This is a genomic window from Desulfovibrio sp. 7SRBS1 (assembly GCF_049723905.1).
In the GTDB taxonomy this organism is placed as follows: domain Bacteria; phylum Desulfobacterota; class Desulfovibrionia; order Desulfovibrionales; family Desulfovibrionaceae.
The window spans coordinates 3,180,355-3,206,332 of the sequence record NZ_JBJKFD010000001.1 but is presented as its reverse complement, the minus strand read 5'-3'; the positions used below and the strand labels follow the sequence as shown (position 1 = coordinate 3,206,332).

Below are 25,978 nucleotides of genomic sequence, written 5' to 3'. Positions count from 1 at the left end.
TCCACACATCGCGGACCTCTGTAGAGGGTATCCGCCTCCGAAGAATACTTGCGTACATGACGGTCCCGGTTCCTTTTCGGGAGCCGGGCCGACATGTTTATTACGCTTCACCTTGCGACCATCGGCGGAAAAATGAGCGCCACTTCGATTATTCAACACCCCGGCCCCGGCTGCGTGGTGGAATTCATGCAGGGCAACGCCCCCATGCTGGCCTGGGTGCTGGAAGAACAATCCGGCAAACTCAGGCTCTACACCCTGAACAAACGGGAAACCAAACTGCCTGCCAGCCGGCTGCTTCCCTGGTCCGGCCCGGCCCTTTCCCCGGACGTGTCCAAAAACGACATAGAAGCCGAACTGAACAGCCGCCAGGAAAAACGCCAGACCATCGAGGCGTCCCTGGACGTGGCCGAACTGTGGGAAATGGCCCAGGGTGAAGTCCCCTCGGCCCCCGCCCCGTGGTTCGCGGAAATGATCTTCCAGGAGCCGGACGCGGATCAGATTGCCGCCATGGGCCGCGCCCTGCTGGCAGGAAAATCCCACTACAAGTTCCAGCCCCCGGAATTCACCATCCTCGACCCCGAAGCCGTGGAGCGCAAACAGACGGAAATGGAACGGGAACGCATCCGGCAAAAACTCGTTTCCTCGGGCCGCGATTTTTTGCGCGCCGTATGGGACGGCAAATCGCCTGCCGAGCCGGAAAAAGAAACCGCGGACAAGCTGCGGGAACTGCTCATGGCACTCATGGCCGACCCCGAGGACGCCGATTACGGCCCGATATGGCGCGACCTGCGCAAAGGCTTTCCCGACTCGCCCCATCTGCCTCTGCTCCTGGCCCAAAAATGGGGCATTGTACCCAACCACTACAATTTCCACCTGGACCAGGCCGATTACGAACGGGGCAACGACTGGAGCACGGCCTACGCCGATGAAATAGCCGCCCAGATGCAACGCGTGGAGGCCCTGGACACGCCCGAGGCCGAAGGCTTCCTGAGCATCGACTCGGCCAGCACCCGCGACATCGACGACGCCTTTCATCTGGAAGACCACCCGGACGGCGGCTTCCGCCTGCGCCTGGCTCTGGCCAACCCGGCCTTTGCCTGGAACTTCGGCGGCCCCCTGGACAAGGCCGTGTTCGACCGCAGTACCAGCATCTACCTGCCCGAAGGCTCCCTGCACATGATGCCCGAAGAAATGGGCACCGGGGTCTACAGCCTGCTGGAAGGCAAGGTACGCCCCTCCATGGTCATGGATTTTCATCTGGATGCAACCGGGCACCTGCTGGACTGCGATATCCGCATGCAGACCGTGCGCCTGGCCCATAACATTACCTATGATCTGGCCGAAGAGGCCATAGAAGGCGAAAGCACCCCGGACTGGGGGCCCATGGTGGCCCGCGCCGCCGAGCTGGGCGAATTGTTGCGCCAGGTCCGCATACAGCACGGGGCCATTGTCATCGACCGGCCCGACCCGGAAGTGGTTCTGCACGAAGAAGGCGCCAACACCCGCGTGGAAGTGGTGATGAAGCCTGCCACGCCCAAGGCCCAGGTACTGGTCAGCGAGATGATGATTCTGGCCAACGAGGCCGTGGCAAACTGGGCTGCTGAACGGGAAATAGGGCTGTACCACCGCACCCAGGATTTCACCCTGCCCAAGGAATACGCAGGCCTGTGGACCGAGCCGCACGACATCTTTGCCATCGTCAAGCAGTTCGGCCCCTCGCTGCTGGAAGTGGAGCCCCGCCCGCACAGAGGGCTGGGCCTGCAGGCCTATGCGCCGTCCACCTCGCCCCTGCGCCGCTATCCCGACCTGGTCAACTGCGCCCAGATAGGCCATTGGCTGGCCCACGGCACGCCCCGCTGGAGCAAGGAAGAGCTGGAAACCATGCGGCCCCGGCTGGTGGCACGCCTGGAAGCAGCCGGGCAGGTGCAACGCTTCCGCCCGCGCTACTGGAAACTGGAATTCTGCCGCCAGAATCGCAAAAGCCTGCGCGAGGCAGTGGCCGTGGACGACAACGGAAACTTCATTACCCTGGCCGTTCCCGAGCTGCAGATTTTCGTGCGCGCGGACAAAAAACTGGCCGGAGAAAAATGCCACCCCGGCATGCTGTTCATGATCAGCTTCGGCAAGGTTGATCCCCTGATGAACGAAATCCACGTGGCAGAGGTGCTGGAAGCCTAGCCTCCCCGCTTTTTCCAGGCCCAATTCCAAACGCAGAAGGGCCCGAAGTGACAAGCCAGGCTTGCTTCTTCGGGCCCTTGGGCGTTCAGGCGCGTTCGGTTCCGGAAACAACGCGACCCGCAGGCCGCATCGTTTCCGGAAAACCTGCGGTCTTAGTCCGTTACAACCATGACGCTGGTGGCCTTGACCATGGCCTTGACCTTGGAGCCTTCCTTGAGGCCCATGCGTTCCACGGAATCCTTGGTGATGACGGAAACGATTTCCACACCGGGAGCGGCTTCAATGACCACTTCCGCATTCACCATACCGATCACGATTTTTTTGATTGTACCGGGAATAAGGTTTCTTGCACTGACTTCCATAGCTTTTTCTCCAAAGGATGGGGGTTGATTGAAAACTACACACGATGTCCTGCATAGGTTTGACGATTCTACAACTAACTTTTCATATTCTCATGCCAAAAGCCATAAAAAACCATCTACGATCACTCCGAACAAGCGATTGTTTTTGACAGCTGCATACCAATAACGCTAAGGCGAAGTCGTCGCCACATGGCCTACCGGTTCGCGTCAGACGCCAGCATCAAGCCTTCCGTTTTCGACACTTCCCACCAGGGCACAGCCCGGCAACCACCGGCTCATCCCTTGTTTTTTTGTACATAGATTTCAACCAAGAAGCATTTGTAATGAAACTCGAAACCAACGCCGTGCAGCCTCAAAGCTTTCTGGGAATCCATCCCGGAGTCCGCCTCATGCTTCTCGGCACCATATTCTTCAGCATTGGTGCGGCCGCCATCAAAATGACCGGCGGATACGTCCCATTTTCAGAAATCGTCTTTGCCAGAGGGGTCATCGGCCTCTTCTTCTGCCTCTTCCTCCGCCGCAAAGCCGGGGTCCACCACCTTGGCAAACAAAAGCCCCTGCTCATCGTGCGCGGTGTGTTCGGGGCCTGTTCCTTCTTCTGCATGATCAGCGCATTTGTGCTGCTGCCCCTTGCCGACGCCACGGTCATCATATTCCTGCACCCCGTCCTTGTGGCGGTGCTCGCCTCGTTCGTGCTCAAGGAAAAACTGCCGCCCTCGGCCTGGCTGTGCATTCTGGCAAGCCTGATCGGCGTTACCCTGGTCACCAAGCCCGGCTTTCTCTTCCCCGACACACACCACCTGAACCACCTGGGCGTTGTCATGGCCTTTGCTGCCGTGGTGTGCAGCTCCCTGGCCATCCTGGCCGTGCGCCAGCTTGCCAAAACCGAACACCCGGGCACCATCATGCTCTACCCCCTGCTCGTCGTCCTGGTGGTCGCACCACTGGCAGACGGAGCAAACTGGATTGTCCCCAGCCTGCAAGGGGCAATTCCCCTGCTCCTGTCCGCAATCTTCATGAACGCCGGGCAATACTACATGACCAAAGGCTACGCCCTGGGCAAAGCCGCCACTATCAGCGCCGTGGGCTACCTGGAAATAGTCTTCGCAGCCATATTCGGCCTCATGTTCTTCAACGAAATTCCAGATATGCTGACCATTGCCGGCTCCGTGGTCATTGTCGCATCCACCTACCTCCTAGGCCATGCCAAACAGGGGTAGGCTGCCGGAAAAGGCCTGATAGCTGCCTTGCCTCAAAAAATTCAAATCCTCGCGTATCGAAAAATACGCGTCGGCCTTGAATTTTCCCAACACCTTGCTCTCCAACCTTTTCCAACAGCCTACCTGTTTTATAAGCCCTTTACCGGAACACAAAATCCCCCCTCAGCCATGGCTGAGGGGGGATTTTGTGTTCCGGTAGTGCAGGTCCAGGGGCATCATGCCCCTGGCAGGGGGCTTGGGGGGCAGCGCCCCCCATCCCTCACTCTTCCTAATCTACACCCATTCGTCGTCGTCTTCGATGGGCGTAAAGCCGCGGCGCATGGTGTTTTCCGTTACGCAGCGCGGATCGAGGAATTGCAGCAGGTAGTCGGGCCCGCCGGTCTTGGAGCCCACGCCGGACATATTGAATCCGCCAAAGGGCTGGCGCCAGACCAGGGCACCGGTGTTGTTACGGTTCAGGTACAGATTGCCCACGCGGAAGTCGCGGCGGGCCTGTTCCAGATGCTTGGGACTGCGCGAGAACACGCCGCCGGTAAGGGCAAAACGCGTGGAGTTGGCTATGTCGATTGCCTCGTCAAAGGTCTTGGCCTTCATAACCGCCAGCACCGGGCCGAAGATTTCCTCCTGGGCAATACGGTGCTCGGGCTTGATGTTCTCCACAATGGTGAGGGGCACGTACGCGCCACCCGAGGGAACTTCGCGTTCCACCAGGATGTTGCCTTCCTGACGGGCGATCTCGATATATTCCTTGATGGCATGGGCCTGAGATTCGTGCACCACCGGACCCATGTAGTTGGACGGGTCTTCGGAAGGCCCTATCTTGATGGACTTGGACGCTTCCACAAGGCGGTTGACGAACTTCTCGTAAATGGGCTCCACCACGATGACGCGCGAGCAGGCCGAGCACTTCTGACCCTGGAAACCAAAGGCCGAGTAGAGAATATGGATGACGGCCTCGTCCAGATCGGCATCGTCGTCCACAATTATGGCGTTCTTGCCGCCCATTTCCGCAATGACCTTCTTGCACTGAATCTGTCCGGGACGAACCTTGGCAGCGGTCTCCTGAATGTGCAGCCCCACTTCCATGGAACCGGTAAAGGCAATGAGGCTGATTTTCGGATGTTCCACCAGATAATCGCCCATTACGGAGCTGCGGCCGGGGCAGTAGTTGAATACGCCTTCGGGCAGTCCGGCTTCGCGGAAGATTTCAACCAGTCCGTAACCGACAACCGAAGCCAGACTTGCGGGCTTGAAGATGACGGTGTTGCCCGTGACCATGGCTGCCGAGCACATGCCCACGGCAATGGCAAAGGGGAAGTTCCAGGGGGAGATGACCGCGGCAATGCCCTTGGGCTGGTAGAACAGATGGTTGTGTTCGCCAGGGGCGTTGCCCATGCGCCGGGGCTTGGAGAGCCTGACGGCCTCGCGCGCATAGTATTCCATAAAGTCGATGCCTTCGGTCACGTCGTGATAGGCCTGGTCCCACTGCTTGCCCACTTCCAGGACCTGAACGACGGACAGCTCGAAGGCGCGCTTGCGGGCCACCGCCGCGGCCTTGAGCATGTAGTCGGCCCGTTCCTCAGCGGACAGGTCGCGCCAGGAGGTGAAGGCCTTTTCCGCAGCGGAAATGGCGTCTTCTATCTCACCTGTTCCGGCCTGGCAGATATTGCCGATAACCTCGTCGGGCTTGGCCGGGTTGGTGGTGGGAATGGTATCATTCGTGGTTACGTCGCGACCGTTGATGAACAGCGGATAGTTGGTGCCGCAGGTCTTGCGCAGCTCGGCAATGGCCTTGGGAAAGGCTTCCCGGTAGGCCGGGATGGTGAAGTCCAGCATGGCTTCGTTGCGGAACGGAGGCAGGCCGCTTTGCGGTTCGGCCTCCTCCACCTTGGGCTTGGCTTCCAGTTCGCGCAGCAGCGTCTTTTCCGGGTTCTCCATCAGCAGTTCCACATCCAGATCGTCGGCAAAGCTCTGGCGCAGGAAGGATTCGTTGGCCGTGTTTTCCAGCAGGCGGCGCACCAGATAGCCCATGCCCGGCAACAGTTCGCCGTAGGGGCAGTACAGGCGCACGCGTCCGGCCACGTTTTTCAGCCCTTTGCGCACGGGTTCGGCCATGCCGTAAAGCACCTGGAACTCGTAGCGATCATCCGGGACGTTCAGTTCCTTGGCCGCTTCCATGACATACGAGATGGAGCGGATGTTGTGCGAAGCGCATTGAAAATAGATCAGATCGGAGTTTTCCAGAATCTTGCGGGCGTTGCGCTCGTGGGCCATGTCCGACTCGGCCTTGTGGGTCCAGACCGGAACAGGCCAGCCGTTCTGCTTGGCCATGACGGTTTCCTGGTCCCAGTACGCGCCCTTGACCAGCCGGATGCCGATGGGAAGATTCTCGGCCCTGGACCAGGCGATAAGGTCGTCCAGATCATTGTCCGTATCGCGCAGGTAGGCCTGCAATACGATGGACAAATGCGGGTAGTCGCGGAATTCCGGCTCGGAGCGGAGCCGCTTGAACAGCTCGATGGTCATTTCCTTGTACTTGAGGGCTTCCATGTCGATGCACATGAAGCCGCCCATGGCAATGATCTTGCGGTAGATGATGCGGAAGCGGTTGAGAATGGACTCGATGGAGCCTTCCTGATCCACGGGCTTGGCCTGGGAATAGAACGCGGACGGCTTGACCGACACGTTCACCTTGGGGGCGTATCCCCAGTCCTGATCGCCGGGATCGCCCAGTGCGCTCCACTTGCCCTGGTCCTTGGCAATGGCGTCCAGCAGCTCCAGATAACCTTCCAGATAGGCGTCGGCTTCTTCCTCGCTCACCGTGAATTCACCCAGAAAGTCCACGGTAAAGGCGAAGCCGTCCTTGCGGAGCTTCTTGAGGGTTTTGAGCGCTTCCTTGGAGTTCTGGCCAATGATGAACTGCTTGGCCATGTTTTCGATGTTGGAGCGGATGACCTTGCCCATGGCCTTGGCGGCAATGCCGCCGAACAGGCCGGATTTTTCCGCGCCCCATTTGAGGACCGAGGGAATTTCGTCGCTTCCCTCGCCTGTAAAATATTCCTCAATGTGCCGTTGCAACGAATCCGAAGTGTTCAGGTAGGGCAGCACGTCCACAAAGCGGAACAGCTGGATTTTGAAATCCTCGTTCTTCATGGCCCAGTCCATGACCTTGCCGGTCCAGAAGCCCTTGTTGAAGATAGAAGGGGCCTCACCCTTGATGGACTCGAAAAATTCCTTGCCGCGACTTATGATCTTGCCATCCAACTGCTGTTGATCCATCACCACACCCTCCTTTTACTCGTTTGCCAACCCCACGGAATAGGCAGCCGATTCTTTTATGGATTTGAGAACAATGGTCGAATTGGTGTCGTGCACCGAGGCCACCTGCCCTATCTGCCGCAGCAGCTCGGACAAAGCGGCAGTGTCCGCCACCCGGGATTTGACCAAAAACGCCGCGTCTCCCGCCGTGTAATGCACCTCGACCACGCCGGGAATGGAAGCCATGGCACGTCCGGCCTCCAAACTGCCAACCGCGTCGCGCGTGTGAACCTTGGTAAAGGCCGTCAGGGTAAGGCCCACAGCTCTGGGATCGACGCGCACGTCGTACCCCAGGATGACGCCTTTGCGCTCCATTTTGCGGATGCGCTCCAAAACGGCCGATGGGGCCATGGCTACACGGCGGGCAATCTCCGCATTACTGATACGGGCATTCTCGTGAAGAATGTTCAAAATTTTTGTGTCTATCTCGTCGATCATACGCTTTATCACCTTTTTACCGAATATAGTTCTCAATTTGTTTTATTGTCAATATGATCGTTCGTTTTGAGCCGGGGTAAACCGCAATTCAGCAAAATCGTTCAAGGAGCAACCCCGCCCCGGCCACATGCCAAGGTTACGCCTTTCCCCCTTGCCAGACCGCCTGAAGTGTTTATTGTCAGTAAATTGTTGTACGGAATCGTCTGCTCGGAAGCCGCCCGAGAGCTTTTCATCCCAAAGATTTTCACAGGAGGTACACCCATGGCAGCAAAGGGTGCTGGAAACTTCAAGTTCAAGGCTGAGATTCGTCAGCTTCTGGAAATACTGGTCCATTCGCTTTATTCCAACAAAGAGATTTTTCTGCGCGAGCTTGTCTCCAACGCGTCGGACGCGCTGGACAAAATCCGCTTCCGCCAGCTGGCAGGAGAGGAAGTCCTCTCTCCGGACACGGAACTGGATATCCATGTGTCCACGGACAAGGACGCCAACATCCTTACTGTTACGGATACCGGCATCGGCATGACCCGCGACGAGCTGGTGGAGAACATCGGCACCATCGCCCACTCCGGCACGGCCGACTTTGTGCGTCAGGCCCAGGAAGCCAAGGACAAGAGCCAGCTGGATTCCGTCATCGGCCAGTTCGGCGTCGGCTTTTACTCCGTGTTCATGGTGGCCGACGAAGTCATCGTCACCACCCGCTCCGCAACAGCCCCGGACGAGTCCTGGGTATGGAAATCCAATGGTGAAGGCACCTTCACCATTACGCCCGGCGCAGAAGACGCTCCGCGCGGCACCACCATTGAGGTGCACCTGAAGGACGACGCCAAGGAATACGCCGACCCGGACCGCCTGAAGCGCATCATCGAACGCCACTCCAACTTCATCTCGCATCCCATCTTTGTGGGCGAGGACCGCGTCAACACGGTCGAAGCCCTGTGGCGCGAGCCCAAATTCTCCATCAAACAAGAACAGTACGACGAGTTCTACAAGTTCCTGACCTTTGACAGCGAAGGCCCGGCCGACGTCATCCACACTTCGGCGGACGCTCCCATTCAGTTCAACGCCCTGCTCTTTGTGCCTTCCAAAAGCATGGACCTGTTGGGCGGCTACCAGGGGCAGCACGGTCTGGACCTGTACGTGCGCCGGGTGCTCATCCAGCACGAGAACAAGGATATTCTGCCAGAGTACCTCGGTTTCCTGCGCGGCGTGGTGGACTCGGAAGACCTGCCCCTGAACATTTCGCGCGAGACCCTGCAGGAAAACGTACTGCTGCGTAAAATTTCGCAGAGCGTGGTCAAGCACGTGCTCTCGCACCTCAAGAAAAAGGCTGAAAACGAGCCGGAAAAATACGCGGAGTTCTGGAAGGAACACGGCAAAATCTTCAAGCTGGGCTACTCCGACTTTGCCCACCGCGAAGACTTTGCCGAGCTGCTGCGCTTTGAAACCCCGGCCATGCCCGAGCTGACCTCCCTGGCGTCCTATGTGGAACGCTTCAAGGAAGGACAAAAGGATATCTACTACGTGACCCTGTCCAGCCGCGACGCAGCCCAGACCAACCCGCATCTGGAAATCTTCCGCAAAAAGGGCGTGGAAGTGCTCTTCCTGTACGAACCCATCGACGAGTTCGTCATGGACAGCCTGGCCGTATACAAGGAGCACCGCATGGTCTCCGTGGAACTGGCCGACCTTGCCTGGCTGGACGAACTGCCCGACGAGAACAAGAGCGACGACGATTCCACCAAGCCCGAAGCCATGACCGAGGAACAGGAAAAAACCTTCACCGGGCTGCTTGAACGCATCAAGGAAATCCTGGGCGAGCGCGTCACCGAAGTGCGCGTGTCCAAACGGCTGAAGGATTCCCCGGTCTGCCTGGTGAGCCCGGACAGCCACATGACCTCGGGCATGCAGAAGATCATGCGCATGATGTCCAAGGACGAATCCATCCCGCCAAAGGCCATGGAAGTGAACCCGGACAGCCCACTTATCCGCAACCTGCTGGAAATCTACCAGAAGGACAGCCAGGACGATTACATCAACCTGGCCTCGGAACAGCTCTACGAAGCCGCACTGCTCCAGGAAGGCTATCTGACCGACCCACATGGGCTGGTGAGCCGTATACAGGACCACTTAACTAGGTCCAGCAGCTGGTATAAGGGACGGTAGGGGTGCCCATAAAGGGGCGTTAGCGGCGTTGAATCAAAAAATTCACCCCCTCGCGTATCAGGAAATACGCGTCGAGATTGAATTTTTCTCTCGCCTTGCTCCCACCCCTTTCTGAACACCCCTTGCCATATGGCGGTGTGAAGAAAAGGGAAAAAGGCCAGCCTGTTTGGACTTTTATTTTTAGGAAAGAGCTTTTTTTCTTCACCATCCAAACCGCTTTTTTGCGGTTTGGATCGGCCATCCGCGTTGTAAATTTGCGGCCCGGAACAAGCACAGCTTGTTCCGGGCCGCAAATTTACAACGCGTAATGTGGGTCCAGGGCCATCATGGCCCTGGCGGAGTCCAGAGGCAGCGCCTCTGGTCCCCAAAGGGCGGGGTGTCGGGGCAGCGCCCTGACAAACCTCCCCCTTTACAGAACCAACATAGAAACGGCTGCACCGCAAAGCACCACCCAGAGAATATCGACCTTGCGGCGCAGGGCGATGAAGGCTGCCAGCGCAATCAACACGGCTGCAAAACTCCAGTGAGCGGAGAGCATAAAACTTCCGGTGACTGCGGCCATGAGCCCAACGAGCGACGCCAGGGAGGCACGGACTGCGCGCCGGAAATAGGCGTTGGTCAACAAATGCTGTGCTATTGGCGTGAGGCCGCAGACGAGAAAAAACGACGGCACGAACACGCAGATGGTTGCCCAGACAGCCCCTATGAGTCCTTGGGTGAGGTAGCCGACGAATCCGGCGGTCATGACAATGGGGCCGGGGGTAACCTGTCCGAGGGCAATGCCGTCCATGAACACGGACTGGCTCATCCAGGCGTGTGCTCCGACGACTTCGTGCAGCATGATGGGCAATGCCACATAACCGCCGCCAAAGGCGAAGAGATCGACCTTGAACATGGTAGCGCCCAGGACGAAGAGGTGGGGGGCGATGAGCCAGACCAGCAGAAACAAAAGGGCGATGCAGAGGCCGAGCGTCAGAATGGGCTTGAAGGCTATGTTTTCACGCGGTTCGTTGTCGAGATCGTAGGGGGCGTCGCGGTAGAGGAAGATTCCGGCCACGCAGACTCCGGCAATGGCAAGGATGGGGCTGGCTTTGCAGCCGAAAATGACACCTGCGGCAAGGGCGAGGATTTTGTCCAGGCGTGTGTGCAGATTTTTGTTGGCAAAATCGACAGACGCGTTGCCCACCAGAGCCACGACAATGACCTGTAAGCCACTCATTGCGGCCAGGATGAACCCTGTTTCATGATAGGCGGCATAAAGGACGGAGAGCACAAGTATGAGCGCAAAAGCGGGAAGTCCGAAGCCGATGTAAGCGGCCAGGGCACCGCTGACGCCTCCGGCCCGCAGTCCGGTAAAGGCGGCAGCCTGCATGGCGGTGGCTCCGGGGATGGCCTGGGAGAGCGCCATGCCCAGATCGAACTGCGGGCTGCTCATCCATTTGTTGCGGACAACGGCCATTTCCCGGATATAGGGAATCATGGCCGGACCGCCAAAGGCGGTGGCTCCGAGCCGGAGAAAACTCCAAAATATGGTTGCGGGCGAAACGCGCATACAGCTCCTATATATATCAAATGGCCAATCTTTCTCTTAACCGGCCTCCGTTTGTCGTAGAATCATACACAGGCGAACTGTGTTCGCCTGTGTATGATTCTACGACAACAAAGCGTGGGTCCAGGGCCATCATGGCCCTGGCGGAGTCCAGAGGCGGCGCCTCTGGTCCCCGAAGGGCGGGGTGCCGGGGCAGCGCCCCGACGCATTAAAAAATCAAATATCCAAGCAAGGCCGACAACTCACCCCAGACGATGGACGCGCCGATGAAATCGCCATTCACCCCACCCTGCCGATTGCCCAACGAGTAGAGCACACGCACACCGACCAGCGTGAGCAGGGTTGCAATGACCAGCGCCCCGAAGGGCATGCAGAAAAGGCCGATGACGAGCGTGACGATGCTGGTGAGGGCGACGACGGGGTTGGTTGCGGCACGGAGGAAATCGCGGCCCATACCTTGTTTGCGCGTTATGGAACGCCCTGCCCGGCACATGAAGATACCGGCCTGACGCCCCAGCAGCAGGGAAAAAAAGGCTGTGCCAAAGGCGTGGTCGGAAAAGACTGCTCCGGCCAGCAGTGCCTGCCCGCCCAAGCCAAGAACAAGGGCCAGCACACCAAAGGCGCCGATGCGGCTGTCCTTGACGATTTCCCAGAAGCGGGGGCCGGTGGCATTGGAGCCCCAGCCGTCGGCCACGTCGGCCAGCCCGTCGGCATGCAACCCGCGGGTGATGTAGATGCCGAGGCAGACGTAAAGCCAGCCCTGCACCATGGGGTGGTTGGAAAAGAGCCCCCAATATTGGGGGAGCACGCAGATCGCCCCGATGATCACACCGACCAGGGGGAAATAGGGAAGCGTGCGCGGCAGGGAGGACGTCCCGTACTGCCAGGGCACAAGACGGGTCATAAATGTCATGGCCGTGAGAAAATCGGAAAAGGCGGATTTGAGTTTCATTGGCTCGTATACACGGGGTTAAAGGAGGCAGACTCCGGCACACAACAGGGGCCGCCGAGCTGCCCCAACGACCATGTTCGGCCCGTACACAACGGCCGGAGCAGAAGCTACATCTTGCTGCCGTTGAACCGAACCATGTCGCCGATGCGCAGGCCCAGCCTTTTGGCGCACGAACCGCGATTGACGGCCAGCTCCAAAAAGCCCTGGCTGTTGGGTATGACACCGATGTGCTTCGGCCCCAGGTCGCCGTAGCAGCTGGCATACATAACCGGCTCCTGGCGCGGATGGGCGAGCATGGCAATGGGCCAGCTGGCAAAATAGTCGCTGGCTTCCGATGATTCCACGCTAAGGACGCAGTTGCCGAAGCGGTCTACGTGCAGGACGTGGGTAATGAGCGAGTTGTCGGAAAACCTGGGCTTGGCCCAATCGGCTTTGATCAGGGTCGCGGCACGAGTAAGTTTGCCCAAGCTTTCCGGGCTGTCGCCTTTGAGCAGACGCACTGCCAGGGGACAAAAAAGGTCCCGGCCATGGAATGTTCCGCCAATGGGTTTCCCATTGAGGGTCTGGGGCACGTCGTAGACAACAGGATCTTCCGCACGGGCCATGAGCGTGCCAAGCAGGCCGTTATCCGGAGCAATGTAGCTTCGGCCACGGTCCTGAACCAGCATTATGCGCCGCGAAGTACCGACTCCGGGATCGACGACCGCCAGAAAGACCGTTCCCCTGGGAAAGTACCGGCTGCTTGCCGTAAGGAAGAAGCCGGCCTGTACGATGTTGAAGGGGATGACGTCGTGGCTGATGTCGATAATCTGCACATCCGGAAGGCTGGCAGTCAGCACGGCTTTCATTTGTCCGACAAATATATCGGCCAGGCCAAAGTCGGTAAGCAAAGCTATTATCGGTTTCATGGCAAATGCCCGCATGCTCCGTGCAAAAGAGGCCGTAAGAGTAAACGAATGGAGTTCTGGGTCGTCGGGCGGTTACCACGGACGACCACAAAAACCATCGACAAATGATCCTTTCTATTTACCAGCACGGTCGCTGTATCGCAAGAACGAGAAGGCTTAATGACCAAAGAATCGCACAACGCCAAAATCCGAACTCCGGATGCTGTTCCCGGCGTTCGGTCCGTGCTGCACGATGAGGAGGAGGTCAGCTGTTGCTCAGGTTGTCGCTCAGGGTAATGTTGAAAGCAACATTATAGAAGTGATGGAAGAAGTCGACATACTCCACGTGTAAAGATTCCGGCACTGTAATCCGCGTTGGCGCAAAACAGATAATGCCTTTGACCTGGGCGTCTATAAGATAGTTTGCAGCACGCTGTGCGCGTTCGGGCGGCGTTGTTATTATGCCTACCTCGATGTTCATTTCCTCGACCTTTTCGCTCAACCTGCGCGAGCAGATGACTTCCAGCCCGGAAATGACTTCGCCGATCTTGAAAGGATCGCAATCGAACGCTCCAACGATGTTGAAGCCGCGTTGTTTGAAAACCTTGTGCCGGAGCAGCGCCCGGCCCAGGTTGCCCACGCCCACCAGCGCACAATTCCATGTGCGGTCGACACCCAATGCTTTTTTGATGGAAGAATTGAGGTCTTGGACGTAGTAGCCTACTCCACGAACGCCAAACTCGCCAAAATAGGCGAGGTCTTTGCGAATTTGGGAGGGATTGACGGAACAGATGCGGGCCAGGTGCTCTGAAGAGATGACATCCGTGTTGTCACGGATGAGATTTTCGAGGACCTGTACGTAAACCGCAAGCCGTTGAATAGTAGCTCTGGGTATATGTTCGCTTTTACTCGGCACCTTTTGCGCCCCTTGAATTGTGAAATTCGTAACAATGCAGGGGAAAAAAAGAGGCCGCAAAGCGGCCTCTTTTTAGCCGGAATTTTAGTGACCGACGACGTTGCCGATGAGGGGGTTAGCAAAGAGCAGGATCAGCGCAACGACGAGGGCGTAAATGGACAGGGATTCGATGAAGGCCAGGCCCAGGATCAGCGTAACGGTGATCTTGCCGCCGGCTTCGGGGTTGCGAGCTGTACCTTCGCAAGCGCCCTTGAGGCCCATGCCCTGACCAATGCCGCAAGCGCCAGCAGCGATGCCCATACCGATCGCAGCAGCCCAGGAAGTGGTAGCGACAACGCTAGCAATGCCTTCAGCAGCGAAAGCGGCGCCGGCGATGCACACGAAAGCCATGGTCAGCATAGCAACGAAGAGAGGTTTACGCATTGTGAATCTCCTTAAAGATATTGTTTATTGGTCAATACGACCATTTCCCCCAAATTTCGGGTGCGGGCCGGGGATATTACCGACCCGCGAATACTTTCGTCAATTCTAATGAGCGTGCTCCAGGGAGCCCTTCAGGTAGATCATCGTCAGCATAAAGAAGATGAAGGCCTGGATGGTCTTGGCAAGACCGAACAGGAAGTACATGGGCAGTGTGGAGACGACCGGAGCCAGCGTGAACAGCAGGACCAGGACGATTTCCTCACCACGGATGTTACCGAAGAGACGAAGAGTAAGCGAAAGCGGACGGGCGCAGTGGCTGATGAGTTCCAGGGGAACCATCAGGGGCGCCAAGGCGGGCATGGGGCCCACGAAATGTTTTACGTACTTGAAGCCATGGGTACGGATGCCCCAGTAGTTGTAGTACAGGAACACGAAGATAGCCATGGAGGCGTTGGTGTTGATATTGGCCGTGGGGGCATCGAATCCGGGCACGAGACCGCAGAGGTTCATAAACCAGATGTACAGGAAGATGGTGCACATGATGGGGAAGACCTTGCGTCCGCTTTCACCGATGTTGCTGACCACGAAATCTTCCAGTCCACCAATGATCATTTCGAAAAAGTTTTGCAGTCCACCAGGAACCATGCTGATCTTTTTGGACACGATCAGGCTCAGGGTGATCAGGACGGCCATGACGAACCAGGTGAACAACACGTGGTTCGGAACATGCAGGCCAATCGCTTTGGCGATTTCAGGCAAAATGAGCAGCGGGTGGGGCAGCCCTCCCGATACGGCAGATATGACAGCCATGCGTCCTACGCCTCCTTGACTTTTTGCCCGGCAAACCGGGTGATGCCCCAATAAAGGGCTGTGATGAGAACAGTGGATAATCCGGCCAGAAGGGCTGAGATGGGCAGGGATGCCCAAACAATGAGCCCATACAGTATGATACCGCTAGCACCCAGGCGCAGATAGAACCAGAAGAGCAAAGCGGAGACCCCGCCCCCCTGTACCCAGACGGCTTCCTGAGCGGCTTTGGCGACCAGGTAGAAGTTGAAGGTGATGAGCACGGCTCCGCAGGCGTAGGCAATGCCCCACCACACCGAACCGGCAAGCAGGCCGACAAGCATTGCCACCAGGGTGGACGCGCCACAGTAGATGAACTGATTGCCCATAATGCGGCGAACCTCGTGCAGCTTGAAGCCGCGGCGGTAGAGGTAGCCCTCAATCTTTGTGTTCATCGTCTGGAGCATCTTCTTCCCGTTGTGCCTTGTCGATCTTCTTCACTTCAAGATAAATGTTTTTGAACCCGGCTGCGATGCCAGATACAAGCCAGAAAAGCATTACCCAGGGCTTGTAGCACCAACCGTGTTCACAAAGCCAGTTCTCCAAATAGTAGCCAATGGCCAAACCTATAAACGTCGCACAAACGAGATGCAACCCGATGGTTGCGGCGTTTACGATAATTTCCCAAGGGCCGGGCCCCTTGATGTTTGAGCCCATAGCTACCTTTCCGCGGCTTTGTCCGACCTTCTCACAAGGCCCGCGCACTCTAAAAGCACACGTTATTTCGTTCACAAGTGCTGCAAGCCCTATCACGGGTGGTACGCCAAGTCAATGAGCCAGGACCAAAAAAGGTTGAGCTAAATCGCGTCGTTCCCGTGCAGAGCCGATTCCCGGCCCTCGCCCTCATGTGAAAAATAACACGGAAGGTCCGACAACGCTTGACTTTTTCGCCCTCTGCGCAGGCCGAACTCGGTCCGCCATACGCTGGAGAAATTTTTAACGCGCCACAATGCGCAACGACGGTCCTTCGGACATTTCCAGATGGAAATCAATGGACGAGAGCAGCTCCTTGAGCAGCCCGGACTTCTTGGTCTCGGGTCCGTCACGCAGCGGCACTTTGCCTTCCAGCTTGCACATGGCTTTCAGGTACGTAAGTGCGTCGTCCATGCCGCCCAATTTGTCCACCAGGCCGTTCTCCTGTGCCTGCCTGCCCGTAAAGGGCTGGCCCTGGGCAAGGTTCTCAACGACCTTCACGTCCATTTTCCTGGCCTCGGCCACATCATGTACGAACTGCGAATGGACGTCGTCTATCATGCCCTGCAGCTGTTCGCGCTGGGCAGGGGTGATTTCGTGAAACGGCGAGCCCATGCCCTTGTATTTTCCGGTAACGAACAGCTCGTGGCGTATGCCCAGCTTTTCCATGAGGCTGCGCAGGTCCACGAACTCGGAACGCACCCCGATGCTGCCGGTGATGGTGCCTGGATTGGCAAACACCACGTCTGCACCGCAGGCCACGTAATAGCCGCCGCTGGCAGCCATGGACGCCATACTGCAGACAACGGGCTTCACCTTGGCGAGTTTGCGCACCGCCTGGAACATCTCCTGGCTGGGAGCGACCACGCCACCGGGCGAGTTGACCCGCAGGAGCACGCCCTTTACCGAATCGTCGCGCTTGAGCTCGGCAATCCAGTCGTTGACCTTTTCACTGCCGACTATGGGCCCTTCCAGCCGGACAATACCCAGTTTGGCTCCGGGATGTATGGCCAGTTCGTCGCCGAAGAGCCACACACGCAAAGCGGCCATGGTCCCCCCAAGGAGGACCATGGCCACCATTATAAGCATAAAGCCGAAGATAAACGGGTGCCGTTGGCTGAAGCCGGGCGTGTTCCCGTTATTCTTCATCCTGCGCTTCCGCTGCGGCGAGCAGGTCGCCCAGCTTTATTCCGCCGCCGTCGGAGGATCCGCCGGAACGGAATTCCTTGGGCTTCTTCTTCTCTTCTTCTTCCTTGAGCTGCTTGATGGACAGGCCGAGACGGCGTTCATCAGCGCTCACATGGATCACCTTGGCCTGGATGGTGACGCCTTCCTTGAACAGCTCGGAAGGATCTTTGATCTTCTTGGAGCTGATTTCGGAAACGTGGACCAAACCTTCGATGCCCTCTTCCACTTCCACGAACAGGCCGAAATCGGTGATGTTCGTTACCAGGCCCTCGATGATGGAGCCAGTGGGGTACTTGGAGGGAACCAGGTTCCAAGGATCGTCCGTAAGCTGCTTCACGCCCAGGGTGAACTTCTCGTTCTCCTTGTCCACGGTCAGGACCTTGGCCTGTACCATGTCGCCGACCTTGAACATTTCGCCGGGATGACGAACCTTCTTGGTCCAGGAGATGTCGGACACGTGAATGAGGCCGTCGATGCCGTCCTCGATGCCGATGAACAGACCGAATTCGGTGATGTTCTTGATAGCGCCTTCGAGGATGGTTCCCTCGGGGTACTTCTCGGCAACCACGTCCCAAGGATTGGGCTTGACCTGTTTCATGCCCAGGGAGATGCGCTTCTTGTCCTGATCCACGCCGAGGATGATGACTTCAACGTCTTCACCAGCGCTGACCATCTGGGAAGGATGACGCAGTTTGCGGGTCCAGGACATCTCGGAGATGTGCACCAGGCCTTCCACGCCGGGCTCCAGTTCGACAAAGGCACCGTAATCGACAAGGTTGGTAACCTTACCGGTAAGTTTCGTATCTTGGGGGAACTTGGAGGCAATGTTTTCCCAGGGATCGGGTACGAGCTGCTTGAGGCCCAAAGAGACCTTGTTGCTATCGCGGTCGAACGAAAGAACCTTCAGTTCCATTTCGTCGCCAAGCTGGACCATTTCCTTGGGATGCTTGATGCGCTTCCAGGACATGTCCGTAATGTGCAGCAGGCCGTCGAGACCGCCCAGGTCCACGAAGACACCGTATTCGGTGATGTTCTTGACCTTACCCGTGATGTTCTGACCCTCTTCCAGATCCTCCAGCAGCTGCGAACGCATTTCATCACGCTGTTCTTCCAACAGAACGCGGCGCGAAACAATGACGTTGGAGCGGCGGCGGTTGATCTTGAGTACGCGGAATTCGAACTCCTGGCCGACCAGGGCGTCCATATCCGGCACGGGGCGCAGATCAACATGGGAACCGGGCAGGAAGGCTTCGATGCCGTCCATATCCACGGTGTAGCCACCCTTGACCCTGCGGATGATGCGGCCTGTGATGGTCTGATCGGCCTGCTGGACATCTTCCAGCTTGTCGAACAGCTTCATGCGCTTGGCCCGCTCACGAGAAAGGGTAATAGTGCCTTCGTTTTCGTTTTTGTTGACCACGAAGACGTCAATCTTGTCGCCGACTTCTACTGTGCAGTTTCCTTCGGCATCAATGAACTCAGCAGCCGGAAGTTGACCTTCAGACTTAAAGTTCACGTCCACCAGGACGTGGTCCTTGTCGATTTTCACGACTTCGCCACTAACAATGCTCCCTTCTTCCAAATCGCCGAAGTCGGCGTTAAGGTAATCTTCGAGAGCGGCTTCAAAATCCATCGATTCAAAGTCGGTCGTCATAGTTGATCCGTCTTGTGGTTCCTGTACAATCATTATAATACCTCCAAATTCCTCTGCCGAAAATTTTCCTGGCCCTAGCACATGCGCTATTGACATGGCAAGCCTAAATCCGTGAAAGTCCTTGACCACGACCGGCAAAAGCTACCTTTTCCCCGGTCCTCCAGCCGCGCATGGCTTATTTATACAGCTCTGCGCATCCCCCGTACCATCTAGGAAAAAATAATCCCTTCGGCCACGCCGTCAGTCTTCCGGCTGATCGGCCAGCGCTACAAGGTCGTAGGTCTTGGTTTCCACGATTTCGGCCCGGGCCACAATGCCCGGTTGAACTCCGGGGCCGCTGAGATACGTCACCCCGTCCACCTCCGGAGCCTGGAACCACGTCCTTCCGACGTGTAGTCCCGGCCATTCCGGAGAAACCTCATCCACAACAATATCCAGGCGTTGGCCTGCATATTCCTCCAACATCTCCCGGCTTATCTCCGCCTGAAGCTCCATGACCCGTTCCCGCCGGGCAAGAGCCACGTCCTCGGGCACACGGTCCGCAAACTCTGCGGCAGGCGTGCCGTCTTCGGCCTGATAGGCAAATACGCCGAGATGGTGAAAGCGCGTCTGTTCAATAAAATTGAGCAGATGCGAAAAATGTTCTTCCGTTTCCCCTGGAAAGCCGACGATAATGCTGGTGCGCAGCGCGGCTTCGGGGATGTAGCTCCGCACCTTGTCCAGGGCCCGCCGGGGATCGCGCGCAAACGGCCTGCCCATGGCGGACAAAATGCCCTGGTGCGAGTGCTGCACCGGAATGTCGAAATAGGGTACGAACGGCTCGCCCGCGTCGCGCAAAAAGGAAAGCAGCTCGTCGGTAAGCCCGGCCGGATAAAGGTACATCAGCCGCAGCCGTTGCAACCCGTCCAGGGGGATCAGCTTTTCCAGCAGATGCAGCAGGCCGTTTTTCTCGTCCCGGTCGCGGCCATAGGCAGTAACGTCCTGGGCCACCACGACCAGTTCGGGCACGCCCTGGGCAATCATTTCCCTGGCGTCGTTCACAATTGCCTCTTGCGGCAGGCTGGAAAGCGGCCCGCGAATGGACGGAATAGTGCAGAACGAGCAATTATGTCCGCATCCTTCGCAAATTTTGAGATATGCAAACGACGGGCCGGTGGAAAGCAGCCGGGCCGGAGAATATTCGGCTTCCATCCCCATGGCTTTCAGAATTATGGCGGGCCAGCGCTCTTTCGCGTTCAGGGGAAGCCACAGATCGACCTCGGGCAGGCCTTCCTCTATCTGTCCCAGATAGCGGCTGACCATGCATCCGGCAGCAGCCAGCAGCGGACGCTTGCCCGCCCCTTCGCCAGCCGCCGAAGCGCACTCGAGAATGGTCTGGACGGATTCCTCCACCGCAGGCGCTATAAAACCACATGTATTGATGAAGATGAGATCGGCCTCGTCGGGTTCTTCAACCGCAACTATACCGCCCCCCATTTGGTGCAGGGAGCCTAACAGGTGTTCGGTGTCCACCCTGTTTTTAGGACATCCGAGGCTGATACTGTGAACTTTGATCGGCATGAATCCGTGCCCTGTAACCCATCGCCAGAGACAAGTGAAGTAATAATTGTCCCCCTGCCCCGCTGGCGGTAGTATGTTTTGAACAAAATCCCTTAGAATGGCGACAGGCCCATGCCGGTCCCCATAACTCCCGGGAGCTTATAATGACGTCCAACGACTCGACATCCTATTGCATCTACTCGTCCCTGGCCCTCCTGGACCTGGTGGACGAAGAAATTCTCGTTATGGACCCGAAAGGGTACATCGTGACTGCAAACAGCGCCTTTTGCCGGATCCGCGGTCTGGACAGAAAGGAAATTTGCAACTGCCCGGCAAAGGAGATCCTGCAGGGCGAACCCGGAGGGCCGGACGGCCCGGAATCGTCCTTTTCCCAGGCCCTCGCCGGGCAGACGGTGGAGACAAAATACACGGTGACCGACCTGGAAGGACGGGCCCGCGCCATCCGCCTCACGGTTATTCCCCTGCCCGTTCCGGACGAAGAACATCCCCTGATAGCCGAAATACGGCGCGACGTCACCCGAACCCGGCACATGAAACGACAACTTGAAAAGTCGGAACGACTGGCCGCCATCGGGGAGCTTTCCAGCTATGTGGCGCACGAAATACGTAACCCCCTGTTCATGATCAGCGGATTCGCCAACTCGCTGCTGCGCGACCCCCTGCTGCAGGAAACCGCCCGGGAAAAGGTCAATATCATTATAGAGCAGTCCAAGCGGCTGGACGACATCCTGGCCAGCTTTTCCGACTTTGTCCGCCCCACAACGGCCAAGGTGGGCGAAACCGACGCGCACGAGGTTATCCGCAACGTGCTGGAGATCGCAAAGCAACAACAAAAGCAGCAGACCGCCGACGGCAGCCAGTCGCCAGCCATACAGATACAGACCGAGCTTTCCGAAGACCTGCCCCTGGTCCTGGCACAGAGCGAACGCCTCAAGCAGATTCTCATCAACGTGGTGAACAACGCCTTCGAAGCCATGCCCCAGGGCGGCAAGCTGACCATCACGACGGGGCTTGACCGGGAAATGGCCAGCATCAAGCTTTCCGACAGCGGACTCGGCATCCCCGAAGAGCTGCTCTCCAACGTGTTCAACCCTTTTTTCAGCACAAAGGAAAAGGGCGCAGGGTTGGGACTTCCGCAGTCGCGCAAGATGCTCGATGAAATGGGCGGGGAAATCGTGTTGCAGAGCACACCGGGCAAGGGAACCACAGTGACCGTGCGTCTGCCGCCGGTTCCGGCCGAAAGCGAATAGCTGAAAAAAGTTAAAAACGCAGGGCAGATGCAGACAGCATCACCCGCGCCAAGTGCCCCCAAAAAAGCCCGACTCAGTCTGCCGCAGGCAGGGTTACGGTCAGCGTGGTGCCGTGTTCGGCATCGCTCACAAAGTCCACATCGCCGTTGTGCAGCCGGGCGATACGCTTGGCAAGATAGGTGCCCATGCCCGTGCCGCCGGGTTTGCCGCTGACATAACGCTCGAAGAAATTTTCCCGCACAGCCTCGGAAATAACGCCCTGGTTATGCACGGTCACCCTGACCGGATTGCCCGACGCCAAGCAGACCTCCACCATCTGCCCTTTCTGCGAGGCCTCCACTGCATTCTGCACCAAATTGGCGAACAGGGTTTCCAGCAGCGGCCCTTCGCCCAGTACCGCGACATCTCCGGCGGCACCGGTCACGCCAGCCGCACCTGTAGCACCGGAATATTCCAGCTTCACCTCCACTCCGGCACTTCTGGCTGTTGCCCCGGCTTCCTCGCACAAACTTTGCAGCAGGGGCGCCAGCTCCACCCGCACGGGGCGCAGCGTTCCTTCGCCCTGCTCCAGCCGGAACAGGGAAAGCGAGCTCTTGATTATCCGCACCATGCGACGGCTGCATTCCTGAATGCGGCTTATGAAATCCCGTGCGTTGGGCGAAAGATCGTCATCCTCCAAAAGCAGGGTGGAAAAGCCGAATATGGCGTTGAGCGGGTTGCGCAGATCGTGCTGCACGGTCCGTTCAACCTCGCGACGCAACATCTCCAGACGGCTGTAGTCCGTAACGTCCACGCCCACGGCCCATCTGTTCCAGCCGCGAATGGGACAGGATTCCGCCATGTGCGACCAGAGCACGACCCTGTCATTGCCGTGTTTGTTCCTGAAGGCCCATTCCGGGTGCGGAGCTCCCGTTTTGGACACGTCCACCGGGCAGGCGGCCACAAAGCGGCTGTCGTCCGGGGCAATAAGAGACATGGCCTCGGGATTGTCCAGAACTTCGGGGGCGGAAAAGCCGGTGATGCGCTCGAACTCGGGATTGAAAAATACAATGCTTCCGTCGTCATCGCAGGCATAGACCAGCACGGGCATGTTCTTGAGCACATGCTTGAGCCGCTCCTCTTCAAAGCGGCGGCAGATGACATGCCCGCTGTGGCAGGCGCAACGATGGGTAAGGGCCTGGGCACGGTGCACCAGCAACCTGCTGTCCGCACCCCTCAGGCAAACCTCGTCGGCTCCCAGGTCCAGGGCCGTTACAAGGTTACCCTCGGTTGCCACAACAGCCAGCACCGGAACGTCCGGAGCTTCCAGGGCAAAGAAATTCTCGGCATTGCCGCGCAGGTCTTCCAGGTCGGCCACCAGCAGATGACAACATCCGTCCTTGAGAAAATTCAGGACATCCACCATATGATCGGGCACCGTTACACCGGCCCCGGCTTCCGTAAAAAGATCAGCCAGCGCCTGCCGGTCGGGCGTATGAAAACAACCAAGGCAAATGCATGCCCCGTGAAGAGGTTTGAGCATGGTTCTCCCGGCACGTCTCCGTGCAGATGGTCGGCGTCCAGAAAGTTTGCGCGGACACCTCGAATAACTATAACATAAAGTGCAGCCTCGTTGTAAGGGAATGTCCCGGATTGATCAATGTGGCGGCAGTTGGTGGGGCGCTGCCCCACACCCCGCCAAGGCCATGATGGCCTGCGAGGCGGTACACGGAGGCCATGAGAAGGCTGATTTTCAACAGAAAATTGTGATGCCCGACTGGCTGGGCTGACGCTGAAAAAAGGGAGGAGAGCAAGGCGTGAGCCTCTTCCAGGTTCCGAAGCGTATTCTTTTATACACGAGGGTTCTGGAAGAGGTGAAACAACACCGCTATCGCGCCTTTTTCTCATTTTAGCAGGCGGCTGAAAAAGGTGGGAGAACAAGGCGCAAGGCGCATTCAAACGCGCCGTGTACTCTTATGTACACAAGCGTCTCGAATACACCGCAGCAACGCCGTTATCGTGCCTTTTCCCTACTCCCGCAGGCGGCTCAAAAAGGTGTGAGAACAAGGCGCAAGGCGCATTCAAACGCGCCGTGTACTCTTATGTACACAAGCGTCTTGAATGCACCGCAGCAACGAAGTTATCGCGCCTTTTTCAGCCGCCTGCCTTTTGCCATTGCAAAACTATACGTGTATAGGATGCCAGTACAGAACCCCGCATGCCAACAAAGGAGTAGAGAATGCACACTTCAAGTCCCATACGCAAAATCAAATGCCTTGCGGCCACCTTGGCCGTCCTGTTCTGCCTTTCCGGCTGTGCTGCCGTCATTGTCGGCGGTGCTGCGGCTGGCGGTACCTACTACTATGTTACCGGCTGGCTGAACAAAGACTACAATGTCACGGTCAACCAGGCCTACGCAGCCGGCATGGCCGCGTGCAAAGACCTCGGGCTGTCCGTCAAGAAACACTCCAAGAACCTTACCGAAGCCAGCATCGATGCCAAGGATTCGGACCGCGACGTCTGGATCACCATGGACTCCAAGACGGAAAGAATCACCAAGATCAGCGTGCGCGTCGGGCTTACCGGCGACAAGGTCGCTTCACAACGCATTCACGACGCCATCGCGCGCCATCTGTAGGTTATAGAGATGTGGGGCGCTGCCCCACACCCCGCCAAGGCCATGATGGCCTGCGGAGCCCATGATGGCCTTCCCGCATTATGTTTACAGCCAAATAGCCCCGGAAAGCGTCGCTTTCCGGGGCTATTTGGCGTTAAACGGTGGCCGTAAAAAAATTGTGAAGTCCTATTGCCTGGACTGACGCTGCAAAAAGAGACGAGCATGGGCGGGAACTCCCCCACAGGCGGTTCAAAAAGGGGCGAGAGCAAGGCGCGAGCCTCTTCCAGGTTCCGAAGTGTATTCTTCATATACACGAGGGTTCTGGAAGTGGTGAAGCAACGCCGCTATCGTGCCTTTTTCAGCCGCCTGACGCCTGAAAGCTACTTTTTACTCCACCGCTCCAGCCTCTTCCGAAACTCCTCGGAAATAACAGGCTTGAGCTTGCCGTTCAGCAGGGACGAACGGGCCAGCTCGGCGGCGTTTTCGATCTTTTCCACCATTTCCGGATGCTCTTCCATCACCTTGCGGGCAGCCCGGACCAATGACGGCGGCAGCTTTGATTCTTTCATGCTTTTTTCCTTGTTCAGGCAGGTACAATTTTCCCTCTGGTCGCTCCGTAAAATACCATGCACACGCCGTGCCCGGCAAAATCCGGACGCCAGCCCCTTGGGGCGCAGCATTTTTTTAACAGGCCGAGGTAATTTTTTTACCTCTTGAACATACACGTCTGGTGAACTACATTTTCAACATAGAATTCCGAGGACTGTATTTCCCTTCCAATACTCAAAACGATGCGCAACAAGGAGTCAATCCCATGGCAGCCAAAAAAATTCTTATGATCGTGGGCGACTATGTCGAAGACTACGAAGTCATGGTTCCTTTTCAGATGCTGACGATGGTCGGCCACGAAGTGCACGCCGTCTGCCCCGGCAAGGCGCAGGGCGAAACCGTGAAAACAGCCATCCACGACTTTGAAGGCGACCAGACCTATTCGGAAAAACCCGGTCACAACTTCATGCTGACCTATGCCTTCGACAAGGTGAACCCGGACGATTACGTCGGGCTGGTCATCCCTGGCGGACGCGCTCCCGAATACCTGCGCCTGTCGCCCGAAGTTCTGGCCCTGGTCAAGGCGTTCGACGATGCGAAAAAACCCATTGCCGCCATCTGCCACGGCATGCAGCTGCTTACCCCGGTGCTGGACATGAAGGGCCGCAAAGGCATGTGCTACCCGGCAGTAAAGCCCGAACTGGAAACCATTGGCGGCATCTGGGTTTCCCAGAACGAAACCTTTACCGATGCCCATGTGGACGGCAACCTCGTAACCGCGGCTGCCTGGCCCGCCCATCCCGAATGGATGCGCAAGTTTCTTGAGTTGGTCGGTACAAAGATCGAAGCTTAAAAATGACGACTGTTGAGAAGAGCCTGATAGCTGCGTTGCTGCGAGAAATTCAAATCCTCGCGTATCGAAAAAATACGCGTCGGCCTTGAATTTCTCTAACGCCTTGCTCTCAAGCCTTCTCAACAGCCTGCCGAATCCGCATTTTCGTTAAAGAACTCCCTCTTGCTAAAAACATGCCACATTGGCCCTTTCCCAGCCCCAGAACCTGTTATGATTTTAATTTTCTAATCGGGATAGGGGCCACCTATAAAAACAACTCGTTATTACAGAAATCAACTGACTTCTCCTCGTGACCACCGTTTTGCCCGCCGGAGCAAAGAAGACAAACGGATTGTAAATATGATAGAAAATTATTACTATTTTAGTTTAGTAGTTATCTTAGG

The 25,978-nt window shown here is 57.3% G+C and carries 22 protein-coding genes; 6 read left to right on the top strand and 16 right to left on the bottom strand.

The annotated features are described in order from the left end of the window. The first annotated feature begins 93 nt into the window (after nt 1-93). Entirely contained in the window at nt 94-2,178 is a 2,085-nt protein-coding gene (locus tag ACI0FJ_RS14370) for a ribonuclease catalytic domain-containing protein (RefSeq protein WP_424304585.1), read from the top strand. A gap of 152 nt (nt 2,179-2,330) precedes the next feature. Here the strand turns inward: ACI0FJ_RS14370 and ACI0FJ_RS14365 are convergent, their stop codons facing one another. Continuing rightward, the gene (locus ACI0FJ_RS14365; protein ID WP_424304584.1) at nt 2,331-2,540 is read right to left on the bottom strand and encodes a TOBE domain-containing protein; all 210 of its coding nucleotides are present in this window, start codon (nt 2,538-2,540) and stop codon (nt 2,331-2,333) included. A 323-nt stretch (nt 2,541-2,863) separates the two neighbouring features. Here ACI0FJ_RS14365 and ACI0FJ_RS14360 point away from each other — a divergent pair, with 323 nt between their 5' ends. Then, entirely contained in the window at nt 2,864-3,760 is an 897-nt protein-coding gene (locus tag ACI0FJ_RS14360) for a DMT family transporter (protein WP_424304583.1), read from the top strand. Nucleotides 3,761-4,033: 273 nt separating this feature from the next. Here the strand turns inward: ACI0FJ_RS14360 and pruA are convergent, their stop codons facing one another. Beyond that, complete coding sequence (pruA, locus tag ACI0FJ_RS14355) at nt 4,034-7,039, bottom strand: L-glutamate gamma-semialdehyde dehydrogenase (RefSeq protein ID WP_424306579.1); 3,006 nt, start codon at nt 7,037-7,039, stop codon at nt 4,034-4,036. Between the two features lie 15 nt (nt 7,040-7,054). Beyond that, nucleotides 7,055-7,516 carry an Lrp/AsnC family transcriptional regulator gene (locus ACI0FJ_RS14350; protein WP_424304582.1) on the bottom strand — a complete coding sequence of 154 codons (462 nt, stop codon included), beginning with the start codon at nt 7,514-7,516 and terminating at the stop codon, nt 7,055-7,057. Nucleotides 7,517-7,777: 261 nt separating this feature from the next. On the opposite strand from ACI0FJ_RS14350, the gene htpG reads away from it, so the two are divergent. Beyond that, nucleotides 7,778-9,679 (top strand): molecular chaperone HtpG, encoded by a 1,902-nt coding sequence (gene htpG / locus ACI0FJ_RS14345; protein ID WP_424304581.1) that lies wholly within the window; start codon nt 7,778-7,780, stop codon nt 9,677-9,679. Nucleotides 9,680-10,088: 409 nt separating this feature from the next. Here htpG and chrA read toward each other — a convergent pair whose 3' ends face one another. The 11 genes from chrA to rimO form a co-directional block, all read right to left on the bottom strand. After that, entirely contained in the window at nt 10,089-11,231 is a 1,143-nt protein-coding gene (chrA, locus tag ACI0FJ_RS14340; RefSeq protein ID WP_424304580.1) for a chromate efflux transporter, read from the bottom strand. Between the two features lie 205 nt (nt 11,232-11,436). Continuing rightward, on the bottom strand, nt 11,437-12,180 hold the full coding sequence (gene cobS, locus ACI0FJ_RS14335; protein WP_424304579.1) for an adenosylcobinamide-GDP ribazoletransferase: 744 nt from the start codon (nt 12,178-12,180) through the stop codon (nt 11,437-11,439). A 107-nt stretch (nt 12,181-12,287) separates the two neighbouring features. Next, entirely contained in the window at nt 12,288-13,088 is an 801-nt protein-coding gene (locus ACI0FJ_RS14330) for an SAM hydrolase/SAM-dependent halogenase family protein (RefSeq protein WP_424304578.1), read from the bottom strand. Between the two features lie 244 nt (nt 13,089-13,332). Then, complete coding sequence (locus tag ACI0FJ_RS14325) at nt 13,333-13,983, bottom strand: redox-sensing transcriptional repressor Rex (protein WP_424304577.1); 651 nt, start codon at nt 13,981-13,983, stop codon at nt 13,333-13,335. An 84-nt stretch (nt 13,984-14,067) separates the two neighbouring features. Beyond that, nucleotides 14,068-14,406 (bottom strand): ATP synthase F0 subunit C, encoded by a 339-nt coding sequence (locus ACI0FJ_RS14320; protein ID WP_424304576.1) that lies wholly within the window; start codon nt 14,404-14,406, stop codon nt 14,068-14,070. Nucleotides 14,407-14,511: 105 nt separating this feature from the next. After that, on the bottom strand, nt 14,512-15,216 hold the full coding sequence (atpB, locus tag ACI0FJ_RS14315; RefSeq protein ID WP_424304575.1) for a F0F1 ATP synthase subunit A: 705 nt from the start codon (nt 15,214-15,216) through the stop codon (nt 14,512-14,514). A gap of 5 nt (nt 15,217-15,221) precedes the next feature. Continuing rightward, complete coding sequence (locus tag ACI0FJ_RS14310) at nt 15,222-15,647, bottom strand: ATP synthase subunit I (protein WP_424304574.1); 426 nt, start codon at nt 15,645-15,647, stop codon at nt 15,222-15,224. Continuing rightward, nucleotides 15,631-15,909, bottom strand: a complete 279-nt coding sequence (locus ACI0FJ_RS14305) for an AtpZ/AtpI family protein (RefSeq protein WP_424304573.1) — start codon at nt 15,907-15,909, stop codon at nt 15,631-15,633. Before ACI0FJ_RS14305 ends, ACI0FJ_RS14310 begins: the two co-directional genes overlap by 17 nt. Before the next feature lie 279 nt (nt 15,910-16,188). Continuing rightward, nucleotides 16,189-17,094 (bottom strand): signal peptide peptidase SppA, encoded by a 906-nt coding sequence (gene sppA, locus ACI0FJ_RS14300; protein WP_424304572.1) that lies wholly within the window; start codon nt 17,092-17,094, stop codon nt 16,189-16,191. After that, on the bottom strand, nt 17,084-18,820 hold the full coding sequence (locus ACI0FJ_RS14295) for a 30S ribosomal protein S1 (protein ID WP_424304571.1): 1,737 nt from the start codon (nt 18,818-18,820) through the stop codon (nt 17,084-17,086). Before ACI0FJ_RS14295 ends, sppA begins: the two co-directional genes overlap by 11 nt. A gap of 207 nt (nt 18,821-19,027) precedes the next feature. Continuing rightward, entirely contained in the window at nt 19,028-20,347 is a 1,320-nt protein-coding gene (rimO, locus tag ACI0FJ_RS14290; RefSeq protein ID WP_424304570.1) for a 30S ribosomal protein S12 methylthiotransferase RimO, read from the bottom strand. 143 nt (nt 20,348-20,490) lie between these two features. On the opposite strand from rimO, the gene ACI0FJ_RS14285 reads away from it, so the two are divergent. Then, nucleotides 20,491-21,597 (top strand): two-component system sensor histidine kinase NtrB, encoded by a 1,107-nt coding sequence (locus ACI0FJ_RS14285; protein ID WP_424304569.1) that lies wholly within the window; start codon nt 20,491-20,493, stop codon nt 21,595-21,597. A 73-nt stretch (nt 21,598-21,670) separates the two neighbouring features. Here ACI0FJ_RS14285 and ACI0FJ_RS14280 read toward each other — a convergent pair whose 3' ends face one another. After that, a complete protein-coding gene (locus tag ACI0FJ_RS14280; protein ID WP_424304568.1) occupies nt 21,671-23,119 on the bottom strand; it encodes an ATP-binding protein in 1,449 nt (482 codons plus the stop codon). Nucleotides 23,120-23,815: 696 nt separating this feature from the next. Between ACI0FJ_RS14280 and ACI0FJ_RS14275 the strand changes: the two genes are divergently transcribed. Further along, nucleotides 23,816-24,214, top strand: a complete 399-nt coding sequence (locus ACI0FJ_RS14275) for a DUF3568 family protein (RefSeq protein WP_424304567.1) — start codon at nt 23,816-23,818, stop codon at nt 24,212-24,214. Between the two features lie 359 nt (nt 24,215-24,573). On the opposite strand, the gene ACI0FJ_RS14270 is transcribed toward ACI0FJ_RS14275, so the two are convergent. Continuing rightward, entirely contained in the window at nt 24,574-24,762 is a 189-nt protein-coding gene (locus tag ACI0FJ_RS14270; RefSeq protein WP_424304566.1) for a hypothetical protein, read from the bottom strand. Nucleotides 24,763-25,007: 245 nt separating this feature from the next. Here ACI0FJ_RS14270 and ACI0FJ_RS14265 point away from each other — a divergent pair, with 245 nt between their 5' ends. After that, a complete protein-coding gene (locus ACI0FJ_RS14265) occupies nt 25,008-25,595 on the top strand; it encodes a DJ-1/PfpI family protein (protein WP_424304565.1) in 588 nt (195 codons plus the stop codon). Nucleotides 25,596-25,978 lie beyond the last annotated feature (383 nt).

Bases quoted from the DNA above. Each gene is read 5' to 3' on its own strand.
- ACI0FJ_RS14370 (WP_424304585.1), top strand. From the start codon at position 94: ATGTTTATTACGCTTCACCTTGCGACCATCGGCGGAAAAATGAGCGCC.
- ACI0FJ_RS14280 (WP_424304568.1), bottom strand. From the start codon at position 23,119: ATGCTCAAACCTCTTCACGGGGCATGCATTTGCCTTGGTTGTTTTCAT.
- ACI0FJ_RS14265 (WP_424304565.1), top strand. From the start codon at position 25,008: ATGGCAGCCAAAAAAATTCTTATGATCGTGGGCGACTATGTCGAAGAC.
- htpG (WP_424304581.1), top strand. From the start codon at position 7,778: ATGGCAGCAAAGGGTGCTGGAAACTTCAAGTTCAAGGCTGAGATTCGT.
- ACI0FJ_RS14360 (WP_424304583.1), top strand. From the start codon at position 2,864: ATGAAACTCGAAACCAACGCCGTGCAGCCTCAAAGCTTTCTGGGAATC.
- ACI0FJ_RS14270 (WP_424304566.1), bottom strand. From the start codon at position 24,762: ATGAAAGAATCAAAGCTGCCGCCGTCATTGGTCCGGGCTGCCCGCAAG.
- ACI0FJ_RS14330 (WP_424304578.1), bottom strand. From the start codon at position 13,088: ATGAAACCGATAATAGCTTTGCTTACCGACTTTGGCCTGGCCGATATA.
- sppA (WP_424304572.1), bottom strand. From the start codon at position 17,094: ATGAAGAATAACGGGAACACGCCCGGCTTCAGCCAACGGCACCCGTTT.
- chrA (WP_424304580.1), bottom strand. From the start codon at position 11,231: ATGCGCGTTTCGCCCGCAACCATATTTTGGAGTTTTCTCCGGCTCGGA.
- ACI0FJ_RS14295 (WP_424304571.1), bottom strand. From the start codon at position 18,820: ATGATTGTACAGGAACCACAAGACGGATCAACTATGACGACCGACTTT.
- ACI0FJ_RS14365 (WP_424304584.1), bottom strand. From the start codon at position 2,540: ATGGAAGTCAGTGCAAGAAACCTTATTCCCGGTACAATCAAAAAAATC.
- ACI0FJ_RS14285 (WP_424304569.1), top strand. From the start codon at position 20,491: ATGACGTCCAACGACTCGACATCCTATTGCATCTACTCGTCCCTGGCC.
- cobS (WP_424304579.1), bottom strand. From the start codon at position 12,180: ATGAAACTCAAATCCGCCTTTTCCGATTTTCTCACGGCCATGACATTT.
- pruA (WP_424306579.1), bottom strand. From the start codon at position 7,039: ATGGATCAACAGCAGTTGGATGGCAAGATCATAAGTCGCGGCAAGGAA.
- atpB (WP_424304575.1), bottom strand. From the start codon at position 15,216: ATGGCTGTCATATCTGCCGTATCGGGAGGGCTGCCCCACCCGCTGCTC.
- ACI0FJ_RS14305 (WP_424304573.1), bottom strand. From the start codon at position 15,909: ATGGGCTCAAACATCAAGGGGCCCGGCCCTTGGGAAATTATCGTAAAC.
- ACI0FJ_RS14350 (WP_424304582.1), bottom strand. From the start codon at position 7,516: ATGATCGACGAGATAGACACAAAAATTTTGAACATTCTTCACGAGAAT.
- ACI0FJ_RS14275 (WP_424304567.1), top strand. From the start codon at position 23,816: ATGCACACTTCAAGTCCCATACGCAAAATCAAATGCCTTGCGGCCACC.
- ACI0FJ_RS14320 (WP_424304576.1), bottom strand. From the start codon at position 14,406: ATGCGTAAACCTCTCTTCGTTGCTATGCTGACCATGGCTTTCGTGTGC.
- ACI0FJ_RS14310 (WP_424304574.1), bottom strand. From the start codon at position 15,647: ATGAACACAAAGATTGAGGGCTACCTCTACCGCCGCGGCTTCAAGCTG.
- rimO (WP_424304570.1), bottom strand. From the start codon at position 20,347: ATGCCGATCAAAGTTCACAGTATCAGCCTCGGATGTCCTAAAAACAGG.